The organism is Paracoccus sp. L-17 (assembly GCF_056857655.1).
Window position 1 is genome coordinate 118,469 of the sequence record NZ_JBSXNM010000033.1, and the last position, 24,555, is coordinate 143,023.

26 protein-coding genes are annotated in these 24,555 nt (G+C 59.0%); 16 read left to right on the forward strand and 10 right to left on the reverse strand.

Annotated features, from left to right (window positions below; genetic code table 11):
* Window positions 1–310: 310 nt before the first annotated feature.
* The gene (locus AC13CR_RS07510; protein WP_028095337.1) at window positions 311–1,222 is read left to right on the forward strand and encodes a DUF2493 domain-containing protein; all 912 of its coding nucleotides are present in this window, start codon (window positions 311–313) and stop codon (window positions 1,220–1,222) included.
* Between the two features lie 120 nt (window positions 1,223–1,342).
* On the opposite strand, the gene AC13CR_RS07515 is transcribed toward AC13CR_RS07510, so the two are convergent.
* Window positions 1,343–1,510, reverse strand: coding sequence for a hypothetical protein (locus tag AC13CR_RS07515; RefSeq protein WP_229861748.1), 168 nt, complete (start codon window positions 1,508–1,510; stop codon window positions 1,343–1,345).
* 18 nt (window positions 1,511–1,528) lie between these two features.
* Window positions 1,529–1,678: a hypothetical protein gene (locus tag AC13CR_RS07520; protein ID WP_229861747.1), complete on the reverse strand. Its 150-nt coding sequence runs from the start codon at window positions 1,676–1,678 to the stop codon at window positions 1,529–1,531.
* Between the two features lie 595 nt (window positions 1,679–2,273).
* Between AC13CR_RS07520 and AC13CR_RS07525 the strand changes: the two genes are divergently transcribed.
* The 4 genes from AC13CR_RS07525 (at window position 2,274) to repC (ending at window position 6,855) form a co-directional block, all read left to right on the forward strand.
* A complete protein-coding gene (locus AC13CR_RS07525; RefSeq protein ID WP_028095336.1) occupies window positions 2,274–2,612 on the forward strand; it encodes a DUF736 domain-containing protein in 339 nt (112 codons plus the stop codon).
* A gap of 491 nt (window positions 2,613–3,103) precedes the next feature.
* On the forward strand, window positions 3,104–4,315 hold the full coding sequence (repA, locus tag AC13CR_RS07530) for a plasmid partitioning protein RepA (RefSeq protein ID WP_009574268.1): 1,212 nt from the start codon (window positions 3,104–3,106) through the stop codon (window positions 4,313–4,315).
* Window positions 4,316–4,418: 103 nt separating this feature from the next.
* On the forward strand, window positions 4,419–5,414 hold the full coding sequence (repB, locus tag AC13CR_RS07535; RefSeq protein WP_028095335.1) for a plasmid partitioning protein RepB: 996 nt from the start codon (window positions 4,419–4,421) through the stop codon (window positions 5,412–5,414).
* 160 nt (window positions 5,415–5,574) lie between these two features.
* Window positions 5,575–6,855 carry a plasmid replication protein RepC gene (gene repC, locus AC13CR_RS07540; RefSeq protein WP_028095334.1) on the forward strand — a complete coding sequence of 427 codons (1,281 nt, stop codon included), beginning with the start codon at window positions 5,575–5,577 and terminating at the stop codon, window positions 6,853–6,855.
* 12 nt (window positions 6,856–6,867) lie between these two features.
* Here repC and AC13CR_RS07545 read toward each other — a convergent pair whose 3' ends face one another.
* The gene (locus AC13CR_RS07545; RefSeq protein WP_035367105.1) at window positions 6,868–7,965 is read right to left on the reverse strand and encodes a tyrosine-type recombinase/integrase; all 1,098 of its coding nucleotides are present in this window, start codon (window positions 7,963–7,965) and stop codon (window positions 6,868–6,870) included.
* Between the two features lie 125 nt (window positions 7,966–8,090).
* Here AC13CR_RS07545 and AC13CR_RS07550 point away from each other — a divergent pair, with 125 nt between their 5' ends.
* From AC13CR_RS07550 to AC13CR_RS07565, 4 genes are all read left to right on the forward strand, one after another.
* Window positions 8,091–9,044, forward strand: coding sequence for a DUF1403 family protein (locus AC13CR_RS07550; RefSeq protein ID WP_482900553.1), 954 nt, complete (start codon window positions 8,091–8,093; stop codon window positions 9,042–9,044).
* Window positions 9,041–9,646 carry an SMC-Scp complex subunit ScpB gene (gene scpB, locus AC13CR_RS07555; RefSeq protein ID WP_482900554.1) on the forward strand — a complete coding sequence of 202 codons (606 nt, stop codon included), beginning with the start codon at window positions 9,041–9,043 and terminating at the stop codon, window positions 9,644–9,646. The genes AC13CR_RS07550 and scpB overlap by 4 nt, the downstream gene beginning before the upstream one ends.
* Before the next feature lie 107 nt (window positions 9,647–9,753).
* Window positions 9,754–11,088 carry a DUF4365 domain-containing protein gene (locus AC13CR_RS07560; protein WP_482900555.1) on the forward strand — a complete coding sequence of 445 codons (1,335 nt, stop codon included), beginning with the start codon at window positions 9,754–9,756 and terminating at the stop codon, window positions 11,086–11,088.
* Window positions 11,085–12,560, forward strand: coding sequence for an argonaute/piwi family protein (locus AC13CR_RS07565; protein ID WP_482900556.1), 1,476 nt, complete (start codon window positions 11,085–11,087; stop codon window positions 12,558–12,560). Before AC13CR_RS07560 ends, AC13CR_RS07565 begins: the two co-directional genes overlap by 4 nt.
* Window positions 12,561–12,701: 141 nt before the next feature.
* Here AC13CR_RS07565 and AC13CR_RS07570 read toward each other — a convergent pair whose 3' ends face one another.
* Window positions 12,702–13,556, reverse strand: a complete 855-nt coding sequence (locus AC13CR_RS07570; protein WP_482900557.1) for an Abi family protein — start codon at window positions 13,554–13,556, stop codon at window positions 12,702–12,704.
* Complete coding sequence (locus AC13CR_RS07575) at window positions 13,556–13,687, reverse strand: hypothetical protein (protein ID WP_482919991.1); 132 nt, start codon at window positions 13,685–13,687, stop codon at window positions 13,556–13,558. Before AC13CR_RS07575 ends, AC13CR_RS07570 begins: the two co-directional genes overlap by 1 nt.
* A gap of 382 nt (window positions 13,688–14,069) precedes the next feature.
* Here AC13CR_RS07575 and AC13CR_RS07580 point away from each other — a divergent pair, with 382 nt between their 5' ends.
* Both AC13CR_RS07580 and AC13CR_RS07585 read left to right on the forward strand, forming a co-directional pair.
* Window positions 14,070–14,768, forward strand: coding sequence for a hypothetical protein (locus AC13CR_RS07580; RefSeq protein ID WP_482900558.1), 699 nt, complete (start codon window positions 14,070–14,072; stop codon window positions 14,766–14,768).
* A gap of 198 nt (window positions 14,769–14,966) precedes the next feature.
* A protein-coding gene (locus AC13CR_RS07585; protein WP_482900559.1) for an IS5 family transposase occupies window positions 14,967–15,724 on the forward strand; the annotation gives its coding sequence in 2 pieces (ribosomal slippage) (window positions 14,967–15,288 and window positions 15,288–15,724; 759 coding nt in all).
* Window positions 15,725–15,733: 9 nt separating this feature from the next.
* Here AC13CR_RS07585 and AC13CR_RS07590 read toward each other — a convergent pair.
* From AC13CR_RS07590 to AC13CR_RS07600, 3 genes are all read right to left on the reverse strand, one after another.
* Window positions 15,734–16,399 (reverse strand): 5-formyltetrahydrofolate cyclo-ligase, encoded by a 666-nt coding sequence (locus tag AC13CR_RS07590; RefSeq protein WP_482900560.1) that lies wholly within the window; start codon window positions 16,397–16,399, stop codon window positions 15,734–15,736.
* 63 nt (window positions 16,400–16,462) lie between these two features.
* Complete coding sequence (locus AC13CR_RS07595) at window positions 16,463–16,966, reverse strand: PIN domain-containing protein (RefSeq protein WP_482900561.1); 504 nt, start codon at window positions 16,964–16,966, stop codon at window positions 16,463–16,465.
* A gap of 7 nt (window positions 16,967–16,973) precedes the next feature.
* Entirely contained in the window at window positions 16,974–18,077 is a 1,104-nt protein-coding gene (locus AC13CR_RS07600; RefSeq protein WP_482900562.1) for a helix-turn-helix domain-containing protein, read from the reverse strand.
* 59 nt (window positions 18,078–18,136) lie between these two features.
* On the opposite strand from AC13CR_RS07600, the gene AC13CR_RS07605 reads away from it, so the two are divergent.
* From AC13CR_RS07605 to AC13CR_RS07620, 4 genes are read left to right on the forward strand one after another with little or no spacing between them, the layout of a single operon-like run.
* A complete protein-coding gene (locus AC13CR_RS07605; RefSeq protein WP_482900563.1) occupies window positions 18,137–18,373 on the forward strand; it encodes a DUF2188 domain-containing protein in 237 nt (78 codons plus the stop codon).
* A gap of 7 nt (window positions 18,374–18,380) precedes the next feature.
* Window positions 18,381–19,367 carry a CBASS cGAMP-activated phospholipase gene (locus tag AC13CR_RS07610; protein WP_482900564.1) on the forward strand — a complete coding sequence of 329 codons (987 nt, stop codon included), beginning with the start codon at window positions 18,381–18,383 and terminating at the stop codon, window positions 19,365–19,367.
* Window positions 19,364–20,563, forward strand: a complete 1,200-nt coding sequence (locus AC13CR_RS07615) for a nucleotidyltransferase domain-containing protein (protein ID WP_482900565.1) — start codon at window positions 19,364–19,366, stop codon at window positions 20,561–20,563. Before AC13CR_RS07610 ends, AC13CR_RS07615 begins: the two co-directional genes overlap by 4 nt.
* Before the next feature lie 5 nt (window positions 20,564–20,568).
* Window positions 20,569–21,045 (forward strand): type II CBASS E2 protein, encoded by a 477-nt coding sequence (locus AC13CR_RS07620; protein ID WP_482900566.1) that lies wholly within the window; start codon window positions 20,569–20,571, stop codon window positions 21,043–21,045.
* Between the two features lie 55 nt (window positions 21,046–21,100).
* Here AC13CR_RS07620 and AC13CR_RS07625 read toward each other — a convergent pair whose 3' ends face one another.
* Both AC13CR_RS07625 and AC13CR_RS07630 read right to left on the reverse strand, forming a co-directional pair.
* Window positions 21,101–21,859 carry a hypothetical protein gene (locus AC13CR_RS07625; RefSeq protein ID WP_482900567.1) on the reverse strand — a complete coding sequence of 253 codons (759 nt, stop codon included), beginning with the start codon at window positions 21,857–21,859 and terminating at the stop codon, window positions 21,101–21,103.
* Window positions 21,853–22,890, reverse strand: coding sequence for a hypothetical protein (locus AC13CR_RS07630; RefSeq protein WP_482919992.1), 1,038 nt, complete (start codon window positions 22,888–22,890; stop codon window positions 21,853–21,855). The genes AC13CR_RS07625 and AC13CR_RS07630 overlap by 7 nt, the downstream gene beginning before the upstream one ends.
* A gap of 336 nt (window positions 22,891–23,226) precedes the next feature.
* Between AC13CR_RS07630 and AC13CR_RS07635 the strand changes: the two genes are divergently transcribed.
* Window positions 23,227–24,486, forward strand: a complete 1,260-nt coding sequence (locus tag AC13CR_RS07635) for a DUF5623 domain-containing protein (RefSeq protein WP_482900569.1) — start codon at window positions 23,227–23,229, stop codon at window positions 24,484–24,486.
* Window positions 24,487–24,555: the final 69 nt, after the last annotated feature.

Consider the following 24,555-nt stretch of genomic DNA (forward strand, 5'->3'; position numbering starts at 1 on the left):
GAGGACGGGTGACCGCCACCATCCTCTTGGATGTCCAACAGGGCAAAGGTTCCGCGGGTTCGATCTGATCCCGTTTGGATATTGGGAGCGATGGACCGGCGGGTCGGGGCTGAGTGCCCCTCGCCCGGGCAGCAATGCGCCGCTACCCGGAAAATTCCCCTGAGCCTTCGGCTCATTCCTCGCGGGACCAATTTTCCGGCCCGCGGCGCATTCTCCGCTTCGCTCCGATCCTGACGGATGCGGCCCGGTCGCCGCCGGTCCTGGTATCGCCCCATCCAAATCGGGTCAGATCAAACAGAGGAACCAGACAATGCCCCATCAGACAGACGTCCAAGAGGAAACCGGCGTGACCTCCGCCATCCTCGACCACCTCGCACTTCACGGCGCAACGCCAGGGCCCGGCGAGACCGATCACCGCCCCCTGCCCCAGCCTGACGAGGTCGAGCTCGCCATGGCGGCGCTCTTTGACACCACCACCGGCCTCATCACCGGCAGCCAGTTGGAAGACAATCTCGAAGAGATGCTCTGGTCCCTGACCTCAATCTTCCATCGCCGGCTCACCCATATCCAGAAGCTGCTCGACGACAACGAATTCGAGGTCCGGGAAAGTCTGGCCATCCAGGACGGCTCAGAGGTCGCCTCGGTCGAACTAGAGCGCCTCCAAATGATCGGGCTCAAACTCTGGGACCATCGCGACGCTTTCGAGCAGATGCGCGATCTGGCCGTGGACCACTTTTCGGCCGCCACGGGTTCACCCTGGCTGCCCCGCACCGGATCCAAGGTCTCGCATCGCGGCCTGACTTCCGCCGTGGTGGACAGCCGGGCCTACCTCTCGGCCAAGCGACGCAAGGAGACAGAGGTACACTGCCCCGAAGGCACGCGGATCGCCTTCTCGGGCGGGGGCTATCACGCCTACGATCTGATCTGGTCCGTGCTCGACGCCACGCACGCCAAATTCCCCGACATGGTGCTGCTGCACGGCGGCACGCCGAAAGGTGCCGAGATGATCGCGGCCCGCTGGGCAGATACTCGGGGCGTCACCCAGGTAGTCTTCAAGCCCGACTGGAAGAGCCACGGCAAGGCGGCTCCCTTCAAGCGCAATGACAAGATGCTCGAGACCATGCCGCAGGGTCTGATCGCAACGCCCGGTTCGGGCATCACCGAGAACATCGTCGACAAGGCCCGCAAGCTCGGGATCCGCATCAAGAGGATCGGGGCTTAGGCCCCGGTTCTACCATGACATCAGTCAGAGCACACTGTGCGGTTCGCTCTATGAGTGCGCAGAGCTGCGCACTTCTGCGGGATTTGGTCTGTCAGACCGCCGTGAGTGTTAACACCATTTCTAACTGGCGGCTGTGGCGAGACCCTCTGAAGCCTCCTGACGCTCACGTCGTCCGGTCGTCAGCGGGATATTCGCCGAAAGGCAGCCCATGTCGGCCAGGAAACTGACCAATCCGACGATCGTCTTGAACTCGCGCAATTTGAAGACGCTACGGCTCGTGACAAGCATCTTCGCATCCTGGCCATCCTACGTCACCGCGTGCACGGCCCAGGCGCCATGCCAACTGTTGTGGCGCTTCCCGGCAGTCTGGTTGCAGATCACCTCGATGAGGTAGCCATCTGAGTGCAGATCGCGCAGGCCATCCTCGGTGACCACATTCGGTGTTGCGCCGTCCAACAGCTTATCCTCTTCACTTATGCCGACACGTATCGGGATTGGAGCGGGCCCGAGCTTCTACCCGATCTTCCGAGTCGCATGCGTCGTTTGCTCAGTTTCGCAATCCCATACGGGACATCTTCGAAGTTCGCAACGCGGCCGGGATTGAAGCCGTCGGGAACAGATGCGCGTGTCTTCGCCCTGGCATTTCATCTTCTCCTGCCTGTCAGAGCACTCTCTGCTTGAGGCCCCTAGTGACCCGACCGAGGAGCTGAATACGGGCCGGTGTCGCGTTGCGATAGGTCGTGGTGTGTATCGAAAGATCTGGCGAGCCTGTGCAAAGGACGCATCGGCGTTCCTGGCTGTCGGCAGTTCACCCAGTTTCCTTCGCGGCCGCCGCACTTCTCCCTTTGTCTGAGTTGCATGACATGCTGGTCGCAGCTGTCGTCCCGTCCAAAAGGTTGTCACCGATCTTTTTCCCCTGTCCCTGCGGGCCATTCCTCGCGAGGCAAAAAGACCGGCGCCTGCCCCTCTCCGCTGCGCTCCGCCTTCGGTGTGGCCGGGCCTTGCCCGCTGCAAGGTGACCATCATTGCAACGCAAACAAGGAGAAGAGCGATGACCACGAACTGCATCAAATTCACCAGCGCCGACATCGAAACCGCCAAGGGCGTCGGCTCCATCTCGACCCTGACCTTCGACCTCGACATCACGGTCGAACCCGTCGCAAGCGTGAACCCGATGGCCCCCACGCACCGCGTCCTCGGCCGCTCCCCGCGCGGCAAGCTGGTCGAGTGCGGCGGCATCTGGAAGAAGCAGAACAAGGAGACCGGCGCCGACTACTATACGCTGACCATCCGCGACCACGGCTTCAACGCCAACCTCGGCAAGGCCGCGAACCAGAACGATCTGTCCCTGCAGGCCGTCATCCCTTGGGGGCCGAAAGACGCTGCGTGACGTAAAGAATCGGCTGGGACAACCCAGCCGATTTCCTCTGTTTCCCTTCGCGCTGAAACGCATTCCCCACATTTTGGAGCCAGTGGTTGGTCCGCTTGGTGGAAGCAACCGATCACTGAATTGGCGCAAGGTGATGATGATGCAATCCGCTTCGGAGGAGACGGGTTCGTAGTTCCCCTAGCGCCATGAGGCTTCCAGCATCTTGCATTTTGACAGCCGTGCAGCGGTGAAAAAAGAAACAAAAACAGATAGTTGAATGTAACTGGCGCGAAGTTAAAGTTGACTACACATCCGAGCGAGTGACAGTTTCCCCAAGATATTGGGTAGCTACATTCCTCGATCGCTATACTTTGTCGAGGCATCTAGGCACGCTGGTAGATTGGGTAAGATCTAACCGCCGGGCGAAAATCGTTGTTAAGACTCAGTTTTCCGTGTAGATGACACTTTAATGAGCGAAATCGCTGAAAAAGCGATATTTAGAGGACAGGCGGATGCGAGAACGGTCTTTTGCGGCTGATACGAAGGATCAACCCTTCGACGAGATCATCCTACAGCAAGGAGAGTTGATTTCCGACCGCCTCAATATGTTGCGGCAGGAACAGTATCCTCCGGACGCCCAAAAAGGTCTACGTCAGTTTTCATTGGCCGAGGTTGCTTACTATCTCGGCGTGACGCAGTCGACCATCAAGAAGCTTCATCTCGAAGGCAAAGGTCCTGAACCTGAAACATCATCGTCCGGGAGGCGCAGCTACTCGGCCGAGCAGATGCTGGAACTGAGAGCTTATCTCGACAAGCATGGCCGCCCCGGAAAACGCCGTTATGTCCCCTATCGGCAGCCTGGTGAAGAACTGCACGTCGTGTCCGTCGTGAACTTCAAAGGAGGAAGTGGAAAGACCACTACCGCCGCCCACCTCGCGCAGCACTTGGCGTTGAAAGGGCATCGAGTTCTTGCGATCGACTTGGACCCTCAGGCCTCGCTCACAGCTTTGCATGGCATTCAGCCTGAACTCGACGACGTGCCTTCGCTCTACGAGACACTTCGCTATGATGACGAGCGTAAGCCGATCTCAGAGGTGATCCGGCCAACGAACTTTCCCAACCTTGATATCGTGCCGGCAAGTCTCGAGCTTCAAGAGTACGAATACGATACCCCGGTTGCTTTGACGAGCAGCGATCCCCACGAGGGCCGTACCTTCTTCACTCGCATATCGAAGGCGCTTAGCGAGGTTGATGACCGCTATGACGTGGTTGTGATCGATTGCCCTCCTCAACTGGGCTACCTCACGCTCACTGCTCTCACGGCTTCTTCCTCGGTCATTGTGACAGTCCATCCTCAGATGCTGGACGTCATGTCGATGAGCCAGTTTCTCCTGATGCTGGGCGGAATCATGAAGACGATCCGTGACGCTGGAGCGAACATGCGCCTGAAGTGGTTCCGTTACCTGGTAACGCGATTTGAACCAACGGACGGTCCCCAAAAGCAGATGGTTGGGTTCCTCCAGGCGATGTTCCCAAATCAGATGCTGTCGGCTCCTGTGCTGAAGTCTACGGCGATCTCCGACGCTGGGATTACGAAGCAGACGCTTTACGAAGTTGAACGGTCTCAATTCGTGCGGACTACTTATGACCGCGCAGTGACATCTTTGAATGACGTGAACGATGAAATCGCCGAACTGATCCACAAGGCTTGGGGGCGTGAATGACTAAGGTTTTGACAGCCGTGCAGAGAGCTAGTTTTGACAGCCGTGCAACTGTCGAAATGCGCGCGGCGCTTTGGTTGGATTTGGACGAAAAGGAGATGGCTTGATGGCTCGCAAAGACCTCCTGAAGAGCGTTATGGCGGGCTCGCCGGAGCAGCCCAAGGATTCCGGTCGCTCTGGATACGCAATGCGCGGTGCTTCGAAATCGATGAAGGTTTCGATTGATAGCCTTGCGGAAAACTCGAAGCGTCTCCTTGAAGGTGAAACCATTGTCGAGATCGATCCGCAATTGATCGATGTGTCATTCGTTTCGGATCGGCTTAGTGATGACGATGTTGCTTTCGACGAACTGAAAGCATCGATCGCAGCGGGTCGCCAGGACACGCCGGTACTGCTTAGACCGCATCCGGAAGCGGATGGCCGCTATATGATCGTCTTCGGGCATCGCCGTGTGCGCGTTGCATCGGCGCTCGGCCGTAAGGTTCGCGCAGTTGTAAAACCAATGGACGATGTGGCCCACATTCTTGCTCAAGGGCAGGAAAACACTGCGCGCGCAGACCTCTCTTTTATTGAGAAGGCCCTTTTTGCGAAGAGCCTCTTGGATATGGGACAAGCAAAGGACGTGATCCAGTCCGCACTTACCATCGATGGGACGTTGCTTTCACGGATGCTGTCAGTGGCGCAGAACGTCCCTAGGTACGTCATCGAACAGATTGGGCCGGCCAAGCAGATTGGGCGTGATCGCTGGGAAGACTTCAAAAAGTTGGCTTCGGAACCATCGAATGACAAGATCCTCGAGGGAGCTCTGGAGTTCGACGGGTTTCAGAACCTCGACAGTGATGCTCGCTTTGAGTTCCTGCATAGCAAGCTGGCAGAAGCGGGTAGGGTGCCGAAGCGCCGAAAAACGCGTGCCGCGCCCAAGAAACGAACCTGGACTGCCGGCAAAGGCCGCATCAAGGGAGTCATCGGTCGTTCCGGAAAGGCATTCAGCATTTCGCTTACGGCACAAGATTCAACCGAGTTCGGAGACTTTCTCTCGGGTCGGCTTGATCAGCTGTACAGCGAATTCCTCGCGACGAAAGAGGAGCAGTCAGAACAATGATCTAGGCAAAAGAAAAGCCCCCAAGCAGCGTGGCCTGAGAGCTAATCTGAAAAGTTTGGTCGCTTAGAAGATATCTCTCCCGCGAATCACTGTCAACAAGAACGCCACTTCGGCGAACGGCTTTCTTTTGCCTCCACATAACTGGAGGTGAGAAACAGGCATGAAGCATACAGGTTGGCGCAAGCCGACACCGGGTCTTGGCATTGCAGAGCAGCTTGCCCAAGCCGGTGAACAGGTAGCTGTACCCAAAACGCGGGCCTTCGTGGCCGTGAAGCGGGTCGGAGCCTACATTGGCCTCAAGGCGGGGGACATGATGCTCCTCGACACGCTCGGGGCGTTTACCCAGGCCCAGGACTGGGAGGAGGGTCAGCGCCCGATCGTCTGGGCATCGAACGCCTATCTGATAGAGCAGACGGGCTTCTCGCTTTCCGCGCTGAAACGCCATGCGCGGCGCCTGGCCGAGATCGGCGTGATCTCCTTCCAGGACAGCCCGAACGGCAAGCGTTGGGGCCGTAGGGACGCTGAGGGGCGCATCGTGGAGGCCTATGGCTTCGATCTGTCGCCGCTCGCAGCTCGCGTCGAGGAGTTCGAGGAACTGCATAGCGATTTGCAGGCCGAACGCGAGCTCTGCCAGCGCTTGAAGCGCCAGATCACCGTGGCACGCCGGATGATCCGCGCGCGGATCGAGACCGCCGTCAGCAGCGCGCTGCGCGGTCCTTGGACGCAATTCACAGGCCTCTTCGAGGAGCTTCTTGATCGGCTTCCGCGCCGTCATGAAGCCTCTGAGCAACTTGCGCGGTTGCTGACCTGGTTCAAGGAACTTCAGGAGCGCGTCGAAGCGGCCTATCTCAAGGCAACCGAGGTCGTTCAACCTGTGGAAAACGCGCCCGAAGCCAAGGAACAAGTTCCCGAGAAGACTCAAGAAATGAACCCCAGGGAGGTCATTTCTGACCCTCATATACTAATTACAAACCAACTTGATCCTGTAACTCGTAATTCCTCAGAAAATGAGGAAGTCGCGGCCGTGGTGCCCAATGCTCAGCCCGAAGATCAGGTTGACAGGGAGCTGGAAGAGTGGGTGGCTGAAGTCCGCAAGAAGCGCGCGGCACTGGATCTGCCCACAGTGATGCAGGCCTGTCCCGAATTCGCGTCCTGGGCGCGTAATATGGGCGGCTTCCTGAAGGATTGGGGCGATCTGCACCGGGTTGCCGGGCAGCTCAGGCCGATGATCGGGGTGTCCGAGCATGCGTGGAACGTGGCGCAAGACCGGCTGGGCAAACAGGTGGCGACAGCGGCGCTGGCGCTTGTCTTCGAGAAGCATTGCGCGGGCGAAGTTTCCTCGCCGGGCGGATATCTGCGCGGCATGGTCGAGAAGGCCGGGGCAGGGGAGCTGCATCTCGAGCGCAGCTTCTATGGCAGGCTCAGTGGGCAGGCGGCGTGATGGGGCAGGGGATCAGAGTCCGGCGGCCTTGGTTAGGTTCACGCGGAACCGGTCGCGCCGGCGCTGGTAGCGGCGGGTCATCTCGGCCGAGGCATGACCAAGCTGTTTTTGAACGTAGCGCTCGTCGACTTCGGCGGAGCTGGCGAGACCGGCGCGCAGCGAATGGCCGGAGAACAGCGCCAGGCGTTCCTTTTCGGGCAGCTCGGATCGGATGCCGGCGTCCAGGACCGTCCGCTTGATCAGGCGCGCAACATGCTTGTCATTCAGTCGCGTTTCAGTGGCGCGGTTGCCATCGCGCGAGGTGCCGACGAAGACCGGACCGAAGTCGATCTTCGCGAAGTGCAGCCATTGCTCCAGCGCGTGCACGGGGCAGGTCTGATCCTTGGAGCCGCGGCCGATCTCGACTTCGCGCCAACCGGTTTTGGCGTTGAGGGTCAGGAGGGCGCCTTTCTCGAAGATCTCGATCCAGCCGCCAGAATCCGGCGTGTCGTCCTTGTGGACGTCAAGGCTAACGATTTCCGAGCGGCGCAAGCCTCCTGCATATCCCACCAGCAGGATCGCCCGATCCCGCAGCCCGCGCAGATCATATGGCAGGGTGGCGACCATCGCGAGGATGTCCTCGGCCAGGATGGCCTCCTTCTGAACTGGTGGTCGCGCGTGCTTTCGCTTGATCCCGGCCAACACCGTGGCGATATGTCGGTTCTTGCGATCGAGGGAAAAGCCGCGCTGTGCGTAGTTCCAGGCGAGACCTGACAGACGGCGGTCGATGGTTGAGACGGACAGGGCAGGGGAGGGACGTGAGCCGGTCGCGAGATCCGCAAGGTAGAGGCCGATCATCTCCGGCGACGGAGGCAGCGGCTCGGTGCCCTTCAACCGGCACCAGCGCGCGAAGTGCGCCCAATCCTTCGCATAGGCCTTCAGCGTGTTGTCCGACGCTGCCGCGCGTGCATAGTCGCGAGCCGTATCGACCAGCTGATCGAGCGTGCCTGAGCCCGCGACAAAGGAAGGCAGGCTCAAGACCTCGCCGTCAGGATGATCTCTCTCGTTGTCCTCGTTGGACGAAGGCCCGATTGGCACGTCTGAGGTCGATTTCTCGGTGCTTTCTGACATGCCTCTGAGCATATCCTTTTGTGTCCGATAATGCAAACTTATTGGACATAATTGCGTGCGGCAAGGCGGGGCGGTTTATGCATCATATTATGGACGAAAGCGCCGTGGGAGATTAGGGTTGTGGCATGACATATCAGCCCGCCACGATCGCAGACAACCTGAGCACCCTACCGCAGCTTCCCGCCTGGGTCACCTCCGGTCGTGTCGAAACCCTTGAAACTGTGGCGTTTCGGTCGGGCGCGGCGCTGACGCTGCTCGACCAACTGATCAACGATGAGCGGCATGGCCTGCCCGTGAAACTGTTCGCCAACCGGCTGGCGCTGAGCGCGGCAATCGCGACGTCGAAACTGGAAGGGCGGATGGCACGGGAGGGCGATATTCGCGATGCCTACCACCTGACACCGCCTGGCGAGGCGCGGGGGCCGGATGGCGATCTTTTGGCCTTCTGGCGCGACGCGGTGCGGCTTCGGCCGAACACACCCGGCGAGATCGCAGCCCTGATCGGTCCAGACATTGCGGCGGATGCGGCCGGGTGGTTGGGCGTGGGGCAAGACCGGGCTCGGACCCATGGGCCGCTGGCGGGCTGCGAGGCTGTCCTTCGCGCCGTACTGGGCGCCGATGACCGGGCGGAACGGGTCGCCTGCCTGCTGGCAGATATCGCCCTGGCGCGGGCGCTGAACTGGACGGTGGTTCTTCCGGTCTCGGCGCAGGGTCTCACCAAGAGCGTGCTGCGCGATCTGGCGGCGGGTGAACAGGGGGCCGAGCTGGCGGTTCAGGCGCGGATTCTTGAGACCGTCGAGGAGACGATCCGGCTGGCGCGGGACCTTGCCCGCCGTGCGGAAGCGCTTCGGTCCGTCGCGCCGAAGCTGCGGGCAAAGGGATCAAGCGCGGCCGTCGTGCTGTTCCTGACCGAAGATGCGGTCGCCCCGGCGTCGATGCTATCGCCGCGCATCCGGGGCACGTCGATCCCCATGACGGACCGCGCGGCGCGGCGGCTGTGCGACCGGCTGGTCGAATTGGGCGTGGCGCGGGAACTGACCGGGCGGCCGAGTTTCCGGCTCTACGGGATCGGGTCATGACGACCGCGACCCGGAAGCGGAAACTGGCAGAGGAGGGCGACGCCGTCTTTGACCGGGAGCTGGATGACTTGCCGCAAGAGCTGCGCTGGCGCGAATGGATGGGGCGGATCGAGGCGGTGCTGTTCGCCAGCGCCGCGCCGGTCGGCCGTGAGGATCTGGCGCGTGTGGTGGGGCAGGGGGCTTCGGTCGAGATGCTGATCGAGGACATCCGGTCCGAACTCACCGGCCGCCCCTATGAGCTGGCCCAGGTGGCGGGCGGGTGGTTGTTCCGGACGCGGACCCGGTTTGCCGATGCGATCAAGGCGGCTGCCGACCTTGGGGACCAGTCGCTGGCGTTTACCGAGATGGAGATGGGCGTGCTCTGCGCCATCGCCTATCACCAGCCGATCGACCGGGCCGGTCTGGCGGATATCTTCGGCAAGGAGGTCAGCCGCGATCTGCTGGCCAGGCTGCGCTACAAGGACCTGATCGCCAGCGGACCGCGCTCGCCGCGGCCCGGGGCGCCGCATACCTTCGTGACCACGGAGACGTTTCTGGTGACCTTCGATCTGAGGAGCCTGCGGGACCTGCCGGACATGGAGCTGGTTGAACACCCCGTCTAACCGGCTTCGCTCAAGCAAACTGCCATGTCCTACATGTTGTAGTCTGCGCCTTACGAAACGCTGATTGAAGTGCTATCTCTGTCATATGGAAGGTACGGGTCATTGGCGTGAACAAGAGGATTACTGCCAGTCAGCGGATTGGCGAAATCGGGGAGAAGGCGGCTAATCTTCAATTCTTGCGAATTGGGTTCCAATTCGATGGGCGGTCACGGCTGGAAGCAGGTATCGACGGCATCGCTGAGGTGATGGATGATGATCAACCGACAGCGAAGATGATTGCCGTGCAGGTTAAGACTACCGAGAGCGGCAGCTATGCCGGAGAGACGGATGCCGGGTTCACCTATCGTGTCCGCGCTTCGGACTTTGAGTACTGGCGCGGCTCCAACCTACCCGTAATTCTCGTTCTCTACAGGCAATCGGATGACACGTTCTTCTGGAAGTCGCTCGAAAACCTCGTTGGCGAGGCCGAACGCACATTGCAGTTCGACAAGGAGCGCGACGTCTTGGACGGACGTGCGAAGGATCGCCTCGCTGCCCTGACCGTCGCCAAGCAAGGACACGGTTACTACGTCCCGCCACTTGGGGGAGGGGAGGAAGCGATCATCAACATGGTGCCATTGCAGCTTCCTGAGGAAATCTTCGTGGCACAGACTCAGCTCTCCACCCAGAAGGCGCTCGCCCGGATGAATAAGGTCCGGGAAGGCCAGCGGTACGATTGGATGATCGATGAAACCTCGCTTTGGACATTCTGCGACCCACTAACCACACCCGTTCGCGACCTGGTCGAACGGGATCAGGTCGAACGGATCGAAACCGACTTTCTGGCACAACACGACGCAGAGGATCAGCAATACAAATTTGCGGGTCTGTTGCGACATACTCTGGGCCATGACTTGCGGGATTTGCTTGGATGGGACCGAAAGAAAAAACAGTTCTACTTCTTGCCAACACCTGGAGTCGTGGCGCGCAGGTTTCGCTATCTTGGTGCGAAGCAGAAGACACAGGCCGACGTCGTCAGCGTCTATCAGAAGTCGAAGGGGGAGGGGCCCATCGACTATGTACGGCACCATTCATTCCATCCCCGGTTCGAACGCTTGGCGGACCAATGGTACCTGATCATCAACCCATCCTACTACTTCACTTCGGATGGAGAACGCGCGCTCAACTATCCGGATGCCTTGTTGTCCGGGAAGAAGCGCCTCGACACAAACAGCACAGTTCGAGGCCAGGTGATCATGTGGCATCGATTGCTGTCGGGTATGGAATTTGAAGATGCCGGCGAACTGCTGGCACCCGACACCAAGACGGATCGCATCATCAAGTTTGGTGACCCGCCTTCCATCGAACTGCCAAAGAGCGTGCCCGAGGACGTGTGGGGCGCGAAGGCGCAAAAGTCGAGGAAGCCGTCCGGCTCGAATGAACAAGGCAGCTTCGACCTATGAGCGACTTCAAGACAAAAATCTTCCCGGAGCCGGAACTGGAATTTGGTGACCAACACCATCATCCTGATCCGCGATTGGGGTTGCTACAGGCGGGCCCGCTGCAAACGAACCTGGGGGACACGATCAAAGTCGGCGTTGTTGGCAGCGCTCTGACCGTTGAAAAATCGGGCGAGTTTTTGAATGCGATCGAAGATGGATTCGAGGGTAAAACCGAAAAGCACCCGAACCTGCACCCGGACTTTCCAGGGCTGAGAAACCAGAACCCCTATCGGTGCCGGTTTGAAATGGTGGCTGCCGAAGATGGTGTGTTGACGAAAAGTCAGATCGAGAAGATTGCCAAGGAACCTAGCGATGTGCGTGCTGTGGAGATGGCCGTCGACGCAGTTATGGCGCAACTGGAAAAGCTGGAGGTGCATCATGAACGGCCCGACGTGGTCATGGTTTCGCTCCCGGTCAAGCTGATCGAACGAGTCTGGAGGAACGAGCGGGCGGGCGATGACGAAGTCATAGAGGACGAGGCGACCGAGGCGAAAGCTGGTAAGGAAACTTCTCCGAACTTCCGCGGCTTGCTCAAGGCCAGAGCGATGGATCTCAGATTCTCAATTCAGATTGTCTGGGAGGATGTCATCAACCCCGATGCCAAGATACCTCGCAAGATCAAGGAGAACTCTGACCGCCAAACCCAAGACCGAGCTGACCTCGCGTGGAACCTTATGACGACGCTCTACTACAAGGGCAGCGGCAAGGTGCCCTGGCGCAGATTGCCGGAAGAAGGCGAGTTCACCGCCTGTTACATTGGCATCAGCTTTTTCAAGGATGCAGAGACCGACGAGATATGGACCAGCGCTGCACAGATGTTCGATGAGCGGGGAAGAGGGTTCATTCTTAGAGGCGGTCCTGCGCAGTCAGAGTCGCGCGGTCGCCACCCGTTCCTCACCATTGACGAGGCTCACAAGCTCACCGAGAGCGCCCTGGCCGCCTACAAGTCGGTCCATAGGACGATGCCGGCACGCGTGATCGTCATGAAGACCTCGCGCTTTCGCGAAGACGAGGCCGAGGGTGTTGGCAAGGCGCTCGACGAGGCAGGTGTGGAACTGCGCGATCTCGTTTGGGTTCACGAGAGTTATTCGGTCAAAGTGCTGCGCGACGGCGACTTCCCTGTCCTCCGCGGCACCTTCGTTGAATTGGATGGAAATGGACTGCTCTATACCAACGGCAGCATTCCCTACTATGGGACCTATCCCGGCCTCTATGTCCCGAACCCCCTGTTGCTCTGTCCGCACCCGCAAAGCGAGAGCACGATCGAACAGATCGCGAAGGAAGTTTTTAGCCTCACGAAGGTGAACTGGAACTCGACCCAGATGAACCAACGTTTGCCGATTCCGATCCGAGCAGCCCGTAAGGTCGGCGATGTTTTGAAGTATGTGCCCGCCGGTCACAAGGTGAGCAGTGACTATCGGAAGTACATCTAGAAATCGCCGTCCGAAGGATCTTATGGGTATTTCCCGTTCCAAGGAGGAGATTGTGTCGCCTACCGCGTAGCGTCCGCCTCTCGGTCTGTGGTGGCGATCAAGAAAGATCACCAGGGTCGACTTCATGGCAGATGTCGAAGGTTAATATCCGGCGTCGGCGTTCTGCACCTCAGGATAGCGGTTCAGCACGGCCTGTACTCGCGCAACGAGATCTCCCTTCCCGCCGGACGAGGATAACGCATAGTCCAGGCATTCCAGTTGAGCCTTCAAGGTTGGCGGAAGAGCTATAGGGATCGAGGCACGACGGAGGCGTTGCGGTTGTTTCTGGAAGCGGCGGTTGAATAGACGGTCGTGATGCGCACAAACATTTCGAAGATCGACAAATCCCGGTATCCAGGAATCGAACACCGGCAGGGAGGTCACGCCGAAATGCGCAGCGACATCCGTCCTGACGGTGCTTGCCAAGGCGGCATAGAGGCGAGCCGAGGCTCCGAACGTCAGAAATTCTTTGAGCATCCAGATCGGCGGCAGGGGCGGTTCGGTATAGTTGTCACGATAGTGCTTGGCCCGCTGATCTTTCGACTGTGCGAAGGCCTGAATGACCTTTTGCAGCGCTTCGTTATGGAGCCTGCTCCCGCCGAAGGCGGCGTTCTGGAAATAGGGGTGACTGCCGAAGCGGGCGCTTAGAACTTCAGAAAGCCGGTTGCGAAAGACAAGCTCGAAGCGGCCTACGCCCATGAAGCAGATGTCACGCAGTTTGGTATCGCATTCATAGAGACGCAGGATGTGGTTATAGGTCGTGCCCGGCAGGAACGGTTTGCCGACCAGAGTGTGATCCCGGCGGCTGAGGAAGTAGATTCTCAGCCTTTCGTACCCAATCTCTTCTATCTTGCGGGCTGCGACGTTTGGACGGCTGATCAGCAGGCCGCGTGCGCGTAGATGGGCGACACGTTGCGCTGCGGTGGCATGAGGCTTAGTGTAAGGATTAGGTTGCATCAAAATAAGAAGGGCCGCCCTTTTGCACCTCTTTCGAGCGTGTGGCGACCCGTGACAAAGTAGAGATAGCAATTCTGCTGAGCTTTTTCAACCCGCTTGGTTGACGCAGCACGAGTTCCGGTGGTGGTCATCACCAGCAGCAAACCCGGGGCCAGATTAGCGAGGTTCATAAGGATTCAGTCCATGAGCGCGACTTCGTAGACTGAATCAGAGCCTTTCAAAGATAGTTTGTAAACCCACCAACACATTGAAAAACAAAGATATCGCAAGAGTTTGTGCTCTTGGATGGTGGATAGTGTATCTAGATATGATGGTGGCAATCCGTATTTTTTTGGCATGATCGACGCAAAATTTCCGTGAAAGGAACTCTGACATGCCATCTGATGACGTACTCACCTCTCTGCTTTCGGCACCGCCCATAATCCTTGCGCTGCTCCTTGCTCTGGCCGCGGTCGGGGTCACGGGCCTTGCCCTCCACGTTGTTCTTCGTGCCATTTCAAAGGATCGCGGCGAATGAACATGCGAAAATGGGTGAAGTTGCCATCTGAGTGGATGGAGGAGGGAGGGCTAACCGAGTTTAGGTGGCGGGCAGGCACGGGTGCTTCCGAAACCGCTGCACTAATGACGCTGATCACAATCGCACACCGTGCAGATCTCGACAGCGGACTGACGCGCGTGACCTACGACGAAATGATTACGGCTACGGGCACCAGCAGAACGATGATTGCCAACGGTCTCGATATCCTCGCAGCCCGGGATCTGCTGATCCGCGAGCCGGAAGGACGCAGCACTTACCAGCTCACGCACTATGGTCCAGGACATATCTGGGCGGCGCTGCCAGCAAAACCTCTCTACGATACCTCCGGCGCGATGCCGATCTTTGAGGACTTCCACTTGCGTAAGGTAGCGGAGTTGGACGCGCTGAAGATCTATCTCGCATTCGCGGCACGACGTGACACACAACAGAATGTGACGAGGATCACCTACGATCAGATCAGCGACTACGCTGGAGTTCCAATCAAGCGAATAAAGCGAGCCTTGGGCATCCTGAACATCAACGGGCTTGTCTCAGTCGAGAGCTATGAGCGGGCGGACGGTCAGCCAGGCGCTGCTCGCGGCTACCGCTTGACGCATCTATTCCCTAGCCGGCATGCGGGAACAACTGGCCGGGGAACCCGTGACAGCGAAAGTGACTTTGGGGATTTGGAGTGAACCCTGCCAAGGTGGCACCAGCCCCCGGGAGCGCGGTTCAATTGGATCAGGGTTGCTCCCTCGGGTGGTATTTCAAACTTACCAGTTCATGTTCAAATTTCCGCGCTTCGTCCGATCTGGCCGAGAGTGCCCTAGGGTCAGGATGCATTGATTTCGCGCGAACAGCATGCTTCACGGCTTCGAAAACGGAGCGGTGACATGAGCGATCTCTTCTGGCTGACGGACACGCAGATGGCACGCCTGGCCCCCTTCTTCCCCAAGCCTCACGGTAAGCCTAGGGTCGATGACAGGCGGGTTTTGAGCGGGATTATCTTCATCAATCGCAATGGCTTGCGTTGGCGGGATGCGCCTAAGGAGTATGGTCCGCATAAGACGCTTTACAGCAGGTGGAAGCGGTGGAGCGAGAAAGGCATCTTCGCCCGGATGATGGCAGGTCTGGCCGCTGAGCACGGCGAGAAGACGACCGTGATGATCGACGCGACATATCTCAAGGCCCATCGAACGGCGACCAGCATGGCCGCAAAAAAGGGGGGCGTGGTCGTCTGATTGGTCGAACCAAAGGCGGCATGAACACCAAGCTGCACGCCATCTGCGATAGTCAGGGACGACCGATCGACCTGTTCGTCACCGCCGGACAGGTCAGCGATTACATCGGCGCACGCGCATTGCTCAGCGGCCTACCAAACGTCAAATGGCTGCTCGGGGATCGTGGCTATGACGCTGACTGGTTCAGAGAAGCATTGCAGGACAAGGGGATACGCGCCTGTATTCCAGGCCGAAAGAAACGCAAGAAGCCGGTCAAATACGACAAACGCCGATACAAACGGCGCAATCGCATCGAGATAATGTTCGGAAGACTCAAGGACTGGAGGCGTGTGGCCACCCGATATGACCGGTGCCCGAAGGTCTTCCTTTCCGCCATCGCCCTCGCCGCACTCGTCATCTACTGGTTATGAATCCTGACCCTAGCCGTCGTCCACATTCCGGATCCGCGGCGCCCCGTCCCCAAGTACCACCGCCTCCATCGGAATGTCCCAGGGCATGGGGTAAATGGTTGGTATCGTGCAATCAGGATAGCCGACGCCAATCACGCGCGGCAGCGGGTTCATCGCGGCTAGGGTCATGTCGTAGTAGCCGCCGCCGTTGCCTAGTCGATAGAGAGCATTGTCCACACCCACCAACGGGGCGACCACCAGCTCCGGCATAACCGTTTCGCCCTCGGACGGCACGGGAATGTTCCAGATGCCACGGTCCATCGGGCAGCCCGGCCACCAACGTCGGAATTCAAGTGGCTGACCCTTCTCAATGACCACTGGCAAAGCTATCTGGGCACCTGCGTCGTTTGCCCTCGTCATCCAGGGCCGCAGATCGGGTTCGCCTCGGATGGGCCAGTAAACCGCAATCCTGCGGCCATCAATCCGGCCCACGGCCGAGTCCAAGTCTTGCATAACAGCCCGAGTCAGCGCCTCACGCTTCCCTGATCTGTGGGCCTTGCGAGTCTGGTAAAGTCTTTCGCGCTCGGCGCGGCGGAAGCGTTCGACATCGGTCCAGACCTGTCGGTCGACGACGTTGCCGCCGATCACGTCGCTGACGAAACAGGGTTCGGATCCGCCACGGCGTTCTGCGTCCATCTTGCTATCCTCCGCATTGGACGAACCATAGTGCCACAGCTCCGGCGGCGCACCCTGGATCTGTCACCGTAACCGACGCAGCAAGCTGTCGATCAGCTGATTAGGCAGGAAGACCGCCTTGTCGTCCCGCCAAAGCCTCAATGCCGTTTCAAGCAACTTGGGGTCGCAAAGGCTGTCCCTCAGTAGTTGGTCGACCACCCATAGAACGCCATGAGCGGCGATCCCGTTGTCCTCGGCGACGCGCCGCAGCAGACGGTCTCCGGTGAGCAAGATGGCTTCCGCATGCACCCGCGCCGTCACGAGGCAGAAACAATCGTTCGCTGACAGTCGGCCGTGCCGCTTCTTGATGTCGAATGCCTGGCCGACCTGGGCAGGCGGCAGGTCATATGTTGTCATGCCGCTACCGTCGAGAAGCGCCCATTCCTGAGGTGTGAAATCCAGGATCTCGCTCGCGCGCACGGGAAGCGGTACGATGAACTCGTAGGGTAGGGCGCACAGGACATGCAACAACCGACCCTTCCGAAGATCGATCAAGCAGCTGGCATCGTTGACGATCACACGGGCCACGAGAGGACTATCCCCTGATATTCTCTTCAACGGTGGACAGCGATATGTGCAGCATCTGAGCGGCGCGTACCGGCGAGATCAATTCCTCACCGAGGGCTCGCCAGACCAGGCGCTCAAACCGCTGCGGATGCTCGAAGGCACCGAACCCCTCATCATCCCGTATCTCGTCCGGCTCGCTGGTGCGCCAGCGCCGTGCATAGGTCCGAAACGCGTAGTCGATCATCGACTGGGGCAGGATGCCAACCTGTCCGAGACGCATCAGCATCGCGGCTGCCGACACGCCATAGAGCCGCTTCAGTCGCATGATCTCCATATAGGTCATGCCGCTGCGCGAGGGACCGGCCTCCTCGATCAGGTGATCGGTGGGTATCAGGAACGCACCGGCGAAACGGTTCATCGCCTTCTCGAGCTTGATCGCCGAGTTTCCGGTCGCCCGAATGACACGGTGCGCCAGTTCATGCGCCAGATTGAAACGCCTGCGCTCGACATTGGTGCGGCTTGAAACCACCACGACATCGGTGGAACTTCGGCCCTCGCTGCGCCGCACCTCGCAGGCCAACCCATCGAAGCGCTCGGCGAAATCGGCTTCGATGACCTTGATGCCCTTGTCCTCGAGCAGCCGCGACATGCTGGGAATTGGATCGTTTCCGAGCTTCCAATGCCTTCGCAGCTCTCGTGCCAACAGGTCCAGCTCTTCGTAGCTCTCGACGACTTCCCTAACCAGATCGCCGAACGGGTCATCCGGCGGTGCGATCTCCAGGATGTCCTCGATCGCCAGGTAGTCTTCCAGTCTCTCTATGACGATGGCTTCCGCATGGGCGCGGTCCCTCGCGGAGGTGCTGGAATGCTTGCGGAATTCGACGCCGACAAGCTCTTCGACCTGACCTCCCATCAGGAAATCGAGCGACACGCCCAGAGCCTTGCTCAGACCGACCAACACCGAGGAGGACGGATTCATTTTGTCCGCCTCGTACTTGCTGATGGCCTGTGCGGTGATCCTTGGCGAGGTGCGGTCGGCAAGCCCCTGCATCGACAAACCCGCCTTCTTGCGGGCCAGTCGCAACCGTTGTCCAAACATGGTCTGCTCCCGTAAAAACGTCGGTTGATGCACGACATTTCTTGCTGTATATATCAACACAAGATTGACGAATGGTCAAGGAAAAAAGGTAATTGGAGATCAAAGTGACCAAGAAAAATCAGCATGTTGTTCCCCACAAGGACGGTTGGGCCGTGAAAGGCGCAGGCAATGCAAAGGCAACGGCCATCCACCCGACGCAGCATTCCGCGATCACCCAGGCGCGTGACATCGCCCGCAATCAGGGCTCGGAAATGCTCATCCACGGAACCAACGGTCGCATCCGTGAGCGCAACACCTACGGCAAAGACCCCTATCCCCCGGAAGGCTAAGTGAATCATGAGACGTATCCTGTGCATCGATGGTGGCGGCATCAAAGGCACCCAGCCGGCGGCATTTCTGGCGGGTTTGGAGGAAGACCTTGATGAACCGATTGGCCGCTACTTCGACCTGATTGCGGGAACGTCAACCGGGGGTATTCTCGCGATCGGCCTTGCCCTCGGCATCCCGGCCAAAACCCTCCTCGAACTCTACGAAAATCGCGGGCCGACGATCTTCGGGCAAGCCGGAGACAAGAGTTGGCTGGGACAAAAAGCTCGGGACGTGCGTGCCGCCCTGCGTCACTTGGTCAAGCCCAAGCACGAGGCATCCACGCTTCGGGACGAGCTCCGCGCCGTCCTCGGTGACAAGCTCATCGGCGAAGCGGAGACCCGGTTGCTCATCCCGGCCTGGGATGCCGATCAGCGCAGCGTCTACATCTACAAGACGTCACATCATCCGCGGCTCACCAAGGATTACAGGAAGCCGGCCCTCGATGCCGCGATGGCGACGTCGGCCGCACCGACCTATTTCGCGCGCCACAAGACAGTGGATGATGTCGGGCTTCTCGATGGCGGCACCTGGTGCAACAATCCGGTGGGCGTCGCGACCGTCGAAGCGATCTCGATGCTCGGCTGGTCTCCGAAGGACCTGCACATTCTGAGCCTTGGCTGTGTCGACGAGGTCTACATGTTGCCTGAATCTCCCGGCAAGGCCGGTCTCGGGCTGAAGGCCCTCAGTCTTTTCATGGACGGGCAATCCCGTGGAGCGCTCGGCATTGCCCGTCATCTGACAGGCGATCCGCACGACCGGACGGCTGTTCACCGGTACTCGCCAAGCGTGCCGGAGGGTTTCTTTTCCCTCGATGACACCACCAAGATTCACAGGCTCAAGGGGCTTGGCGCCTCTAGTGCCCGGCACGCGAGCCCCACACTGACCCCCATCTTCTTCCAGCAACCTGCCGAGCCGTTCGTGCCCGTGCATCAACTCGAACGGAACGCGGCATGAACCAGATCTTCTCGCACCCTCTCACCGATACCGCCATTCAGCGGCGGGCGCAGGTCTTCACGATCCTTGAAGAAATCTGCCAGGAGTTGGAATGGACCCAGACCCAGTTCGAGAAGGCCCGTACCAGCTACGAAGCCGTCGCAGACTGGTTGGCCGGATCGAGCGACCCAATGCTTACTTCCCTCCATGTCTACCTGCACGGCTCCGGCGCACTTGGCACCTCGATCAAACCGATCGGGCGCGACGAGTTCGATGTCGACCTGATAAGCTTCATTCTCGGCCTTGGCCCGGAAATCGCACCGGCACGCCTGAAGGCCGCGATCGGCAAGCGCCTGCGCGAGCACGCCTACTATGCCTCTATTCTCGAAGAAAAGAAGCGCTGCTGGCGCTTGAACTACGCCGGTGACTTTCACCTCGACATCTCCCCGACCATTGCCAACCCGAACTGCATGAATGGCGGTGAGCTGGTGCCCGATCGCAAGCTGCGGGATTGGCATGCGACGAATCCTCGGGCCTATCGGACCCTCTTCGACGAAAGGGCGGCCCTGGTCCCGAAGATGACGCAGTCGATCATCGCGGCACAGCGCGATGCGGCGACGACCGAGCCTTTCCCGGTACGTCAGTCGGTCAAGGGCATTCTGCGGCGGACCGTGCAACTCCTAAAGCGTCACCGGGATCTGGAATTCCTGCATGTTCAGGAGGAGATCGCACCGATCTCGATCATCATCACGACCTTGGCCATGCGATCCTATGAGATGTGCGTCAGGCGCCACGTTTTCGCCGACGAACTCCAGGTGTTGATCGACACGATCCGTCTGATGCCGGTCTTCATCGAACGCCCGTTGGTCAATGGCCGCCAAATTTACGCGGTCTGGAACGAGACGACCGAAGGCGAAAATTTTGCCGAGCGTTGGAACGAAGAACCCGCGCGGGTCGAGGCCTTCTACAAATGGCACGGCAAGGCGCTTGCGGATTTCGAATCCCTGCGTGACCTCGTTGGCCTCGACGCGATTGTCGGCTCCATGAAGGACAGCCTGGGTGACAAACTTGTTTCCCGGACCATGAACCGGCGGATGGATGCGCTGAACGAAGGGCGCAAGACGGGCGCTCTCATGCTTGGTGCCGGTGTCGGCTTGACGACCCAAAAATCGACCGCTTCGACGCCTGTTCCCAAGAACGAGTTCTTCGGGGACTAGGCGCGATGGCGGGATCGACCACGAGAAACCGACTGTCATTGCCCCAGCAGTACCTGTTCCTTCAGAGGTCGAAGACGATCTCCGGCGAAGGTGTGCTCGGGCCTGGTCGCTTGGAGTGGCGATTTCAGGCGCAACCGACGCCGCTTTCCCGGTTGTATCAGGTCACTCTTGTCCTGGAGAGGGACGGGACGCTGGACGTTCGGGTCGTAGAACCTGACTTGAGGTTGCTCGCCGGTGGACGCGACCTGCCGCATATCTACCACAACCCGGATCGGCTCTGTCTCTATCTTCCCGGGACCGGGCAATGGGACGCCGGCAAGCGTCTGGACCTCACCATCATCCCCTGGACCCACCTCTGGCTGATCTATTTCGAGGAATGGATCGTGTCGAACGACTGGAAAGGCGGGGGAAAACACCCCGGGGAGGATCACCCAGACGAGGGCAACCGCGCGTTACGCCGCAGCCTGCGCCGAATGCATTGAATTTCGCTCCTGCGACTTTCTCAGCTTGGCTCTGAGACGTGTCGGTTAGCGGTCGTCAGAGCTGGTAGAGAGTGGAGATCAGGCCGAGGCCAGTTTCTCGATCGATGGGAACACCGAAGACATTCGGGTCAAAGTCTGCCAGCCCGTTCATCCGCTCCACATAGGCCCTGAGGTCAGCTTTCAATGGCTCGGTGACCTTGATGGGCTGATCGGTCGGGAGAAGCTGAAGCAACCGGAACACATCGTTCCGGTGCTTCCTGATATCGCTTCCCTTGGCATTCGCGTCGCCATCATCCTTTCGCTGAGACAGGTCGACGAATGCTCTGGCCTTGAATGGGATGAGCAGGCGTTCATCGAGAACTAGAACACCGTCGATAGCGCGACGGCTCTCGAGGAGTGCCTCGTAGTAGTCCGTGTCCAACAGGATCGCGGAGAGGCTCAGGGTTTCGTCCGAAACCTCTACCACCGTCAACCCCGCATCCTCCGGAATTTCCAGCGCCTCGGGCTTTCGCGCAAAGAGCTCGAGCATTGCCGGATACGATGGGTCGGTCGGCTTGTGGAACCTGTAGAACTCCCGGCGACCATTGCTGCGTTCGCGCGCCTGGTAACCTCCGCTATCCAGAAAGGCCTTCAGGGACTGTGCGAAGGACGGATCCACCACCTCTACGCAGAGAACCATGTCGATGTCGTTGGTCTGGCGGAAATCGATGCCGACCTCATCGAAAATCATCGAACATGCAGTGCCGCCGATAACCGCATAATGGTCGGCATGGTCCGCGAAATGCTCTCGAAACTTGTCCAGACCGACTACCACGCGAACTCCTCCAACAATTGCTCCGCGGCGGCTTCCAGCCGCTCGTCTGGGCTATCGCGGAACTGCAGGTAGAGCGACAGCACATCCACCTCACGCTCACCCGACACGATATCGGGGTCATACCACCAAACGTCGATCGCAAAGTTCGGCTCTTCTTCCTGTTCGACCTCTTTCCCAAACTCGCCACTTTGAATCCGTTTCCAGTCCTTTGGCCCGGCAGCAAAACGTATGATGCGGGGCCTGGACATTGTCGATCGCTCCGAGAGTGCACTTTCGCCACCGGTTGGCAGGTACTCAGGCAATGTGCTGCCGTGGAAGCCCTTCGGCAGGGAGGGTGCCCGAAACCAATGTTCGGCTTTGACCGGTGAGCGCATTCTTGAAGCTGCGGCTTCGAACAATTCTCGAGGAGCTTCGGAGAACTGGATATGCTTGCTGCGCCCTCGCGTTTCCACATGCGCTAGCTCGCTGGCCTCCAGCTCTTCGAAGGCGCGCCCGATCGACATAGCCGAGTATCGCAAGATTTCCGCGAGATCGCTCGGTCGCGCGTTCTCCACGTCCCTGAGGTTCAGGTGTCGCAAGAAGAGCGCTTGTGATGCAGGCGAAAGCTGGTCCTCCGCAAAATCACGTCTTCGCCGAAAATGCTCCCGGAGGTCCATGGCAAGCTGCGGGATGAACAGTTGATTGCCCGGGACAATAAAGGCTGCGGACTCCTCGATGAGCCGGCTGCGTTGATAGGCGGATAGGTGGTCCAGGACCAATACGAGGATTCCCTCAAAGTGGCGTTGGATAGCTCCAAGCTGTTTGGAAAGGCCAGTAGGATTCTTGGCGTCCTCTGACATCGGGACGACGAGCAAGATCGTATGCCCGAAGAGCTCCGTTTGTCGGTACTCGAACCCATTGGCAAGAAAGAGCGGCAACCCTTTCTTGCTCCCCCAGGCCTTCAGGCTGGCGGGCACATGAAGCGTTGTACGCAGGTGAGACTGCGCATCCTTGATGAGGTCCTGGGAGGATTTCTGATCCACTTCTAACATGAGTTTGGAAGCTAACATTGATAGTGTTAGTTTTCAAGAACGATGTTAGTACCGTCGCTGCGAACTGTGATCCCTGTGCCGACCGTGCTTCCGCAGGCGGCGACGCGGTCAGGTGCCAGTTGCATGATTGTGCGATCCGTCCTATCTTGTAGAAGCTCTTGGCAGGAGCATGGCACTCGCCGTTCCGAAGCTGCAGGCAGCACTGCCCGAAAATTTTTCTAGCGATCCCCATCAGCTAACACTCAGGCTTGTAGGGCGGTAGGCGAGTGACGTTCGGTGTCAAGCCGGGAGATAGCTATGTTGATCGATGGTCCACGACCTACCACCCTTGTTGGGGTGAAACGCCTTGCCAAGCAGCTGAAGAAGACAAACGGAATCAAGCATTCTGACGCGCTTGATCTTGCTGCCAAGTCTGCCGATTGTGTCAACTTTCGTCATGCACAGCGCACTTTGCCGACCAATGGTTTCACGAACTCCAAGCCCTATGTGTTGCTGACGATCTACTGGAGCGACAAGGAGCGCGGCCATCGCTGCGGGCGGGAAACACTGCGAATTGAGCTTTCCACGCCGATCCTCGACCTCTGCCCCAAAAGTGCGCTCAGATACGTCCGCGGTTTCGGAAACCTTCGAATGGTTGCCGAAGACCATTTCGTTTGTGATGACATTGCCCACAAGCAAGAGTACGCGCGGGATCGGCTTTGTGCAGCTGAGCGTTCGCTTCGTTTCATGGAGCATACCGGACTGCGACCGAACCGAGACCGCAGGAACTACCCCAGAATTCTGGACACCGACAAACTGCCCAATATCGACCATTCGACAGACTGGGTAGATCCGGCCAGTGGTCAATTCGTCCTGATCGACGAGCCCTATGGCAACGCGCCCGACGCTTCAAATCGCGCAGCATGGGCGACCCGCAACGGCTGGCGGCTTGAAAAGGCCTCTTGGCCCGGGATGTATCGGCCATACGATTGCGATCTCTATGTCGGTATCGACACGCGCTCGGGATACGACGTTGACGCTCTGATGGAAAAGATCAGTGACATGCCAGAGCCAGTCGTCAGCGAGAACTGGACGGGCGAATCCGTACCTTCATGGGAGACGTTTCTCAGCCCAATGGCGAAGACGAAACAGGACGAACGGCGCGCAAAGTGCAAGGGGATGATCTATCCCTCTCCGAGCAAGACCACCGTACCCTACAACTACAACCCCGGGTGTTCTCGCCGCCGTCCAGCTGGTGAACTCGGAATTGATGGCCATGTGCAGGCAGGCCGCGTGATCAAGGCAGTGATGTCGTCGCAGTATGCGCCAGGCGGGGTCTATACTCGGTTGAATTCGCTTCGGTCGGAACTCGAGGATTGGCTCAGCCTTGAGATTGATCAGGGGCAGCTCGACGGCCCTGAGTTCTTCGAAGTCTACTATACCCGAACCGATGAGGATCAGGCGTTTCTGCAGACATTGACCTCTGCTGATGACGTTGTTGGAGCCCTTCGTAGGATAGCACGGATGTTGAAGAATGCTTATCCCGATTGCGCCCCACTTCGCCAACAGCTCCGGCGCATTGAAATGTCCGTATCGATGATAGAAAAGGCGAGGTAACTTGCGTTGCGCGCCAAAGGAGTATTTGGTTCGCAACCGTTCCCTTCTGGGCGCGGTCAATATCAAGGC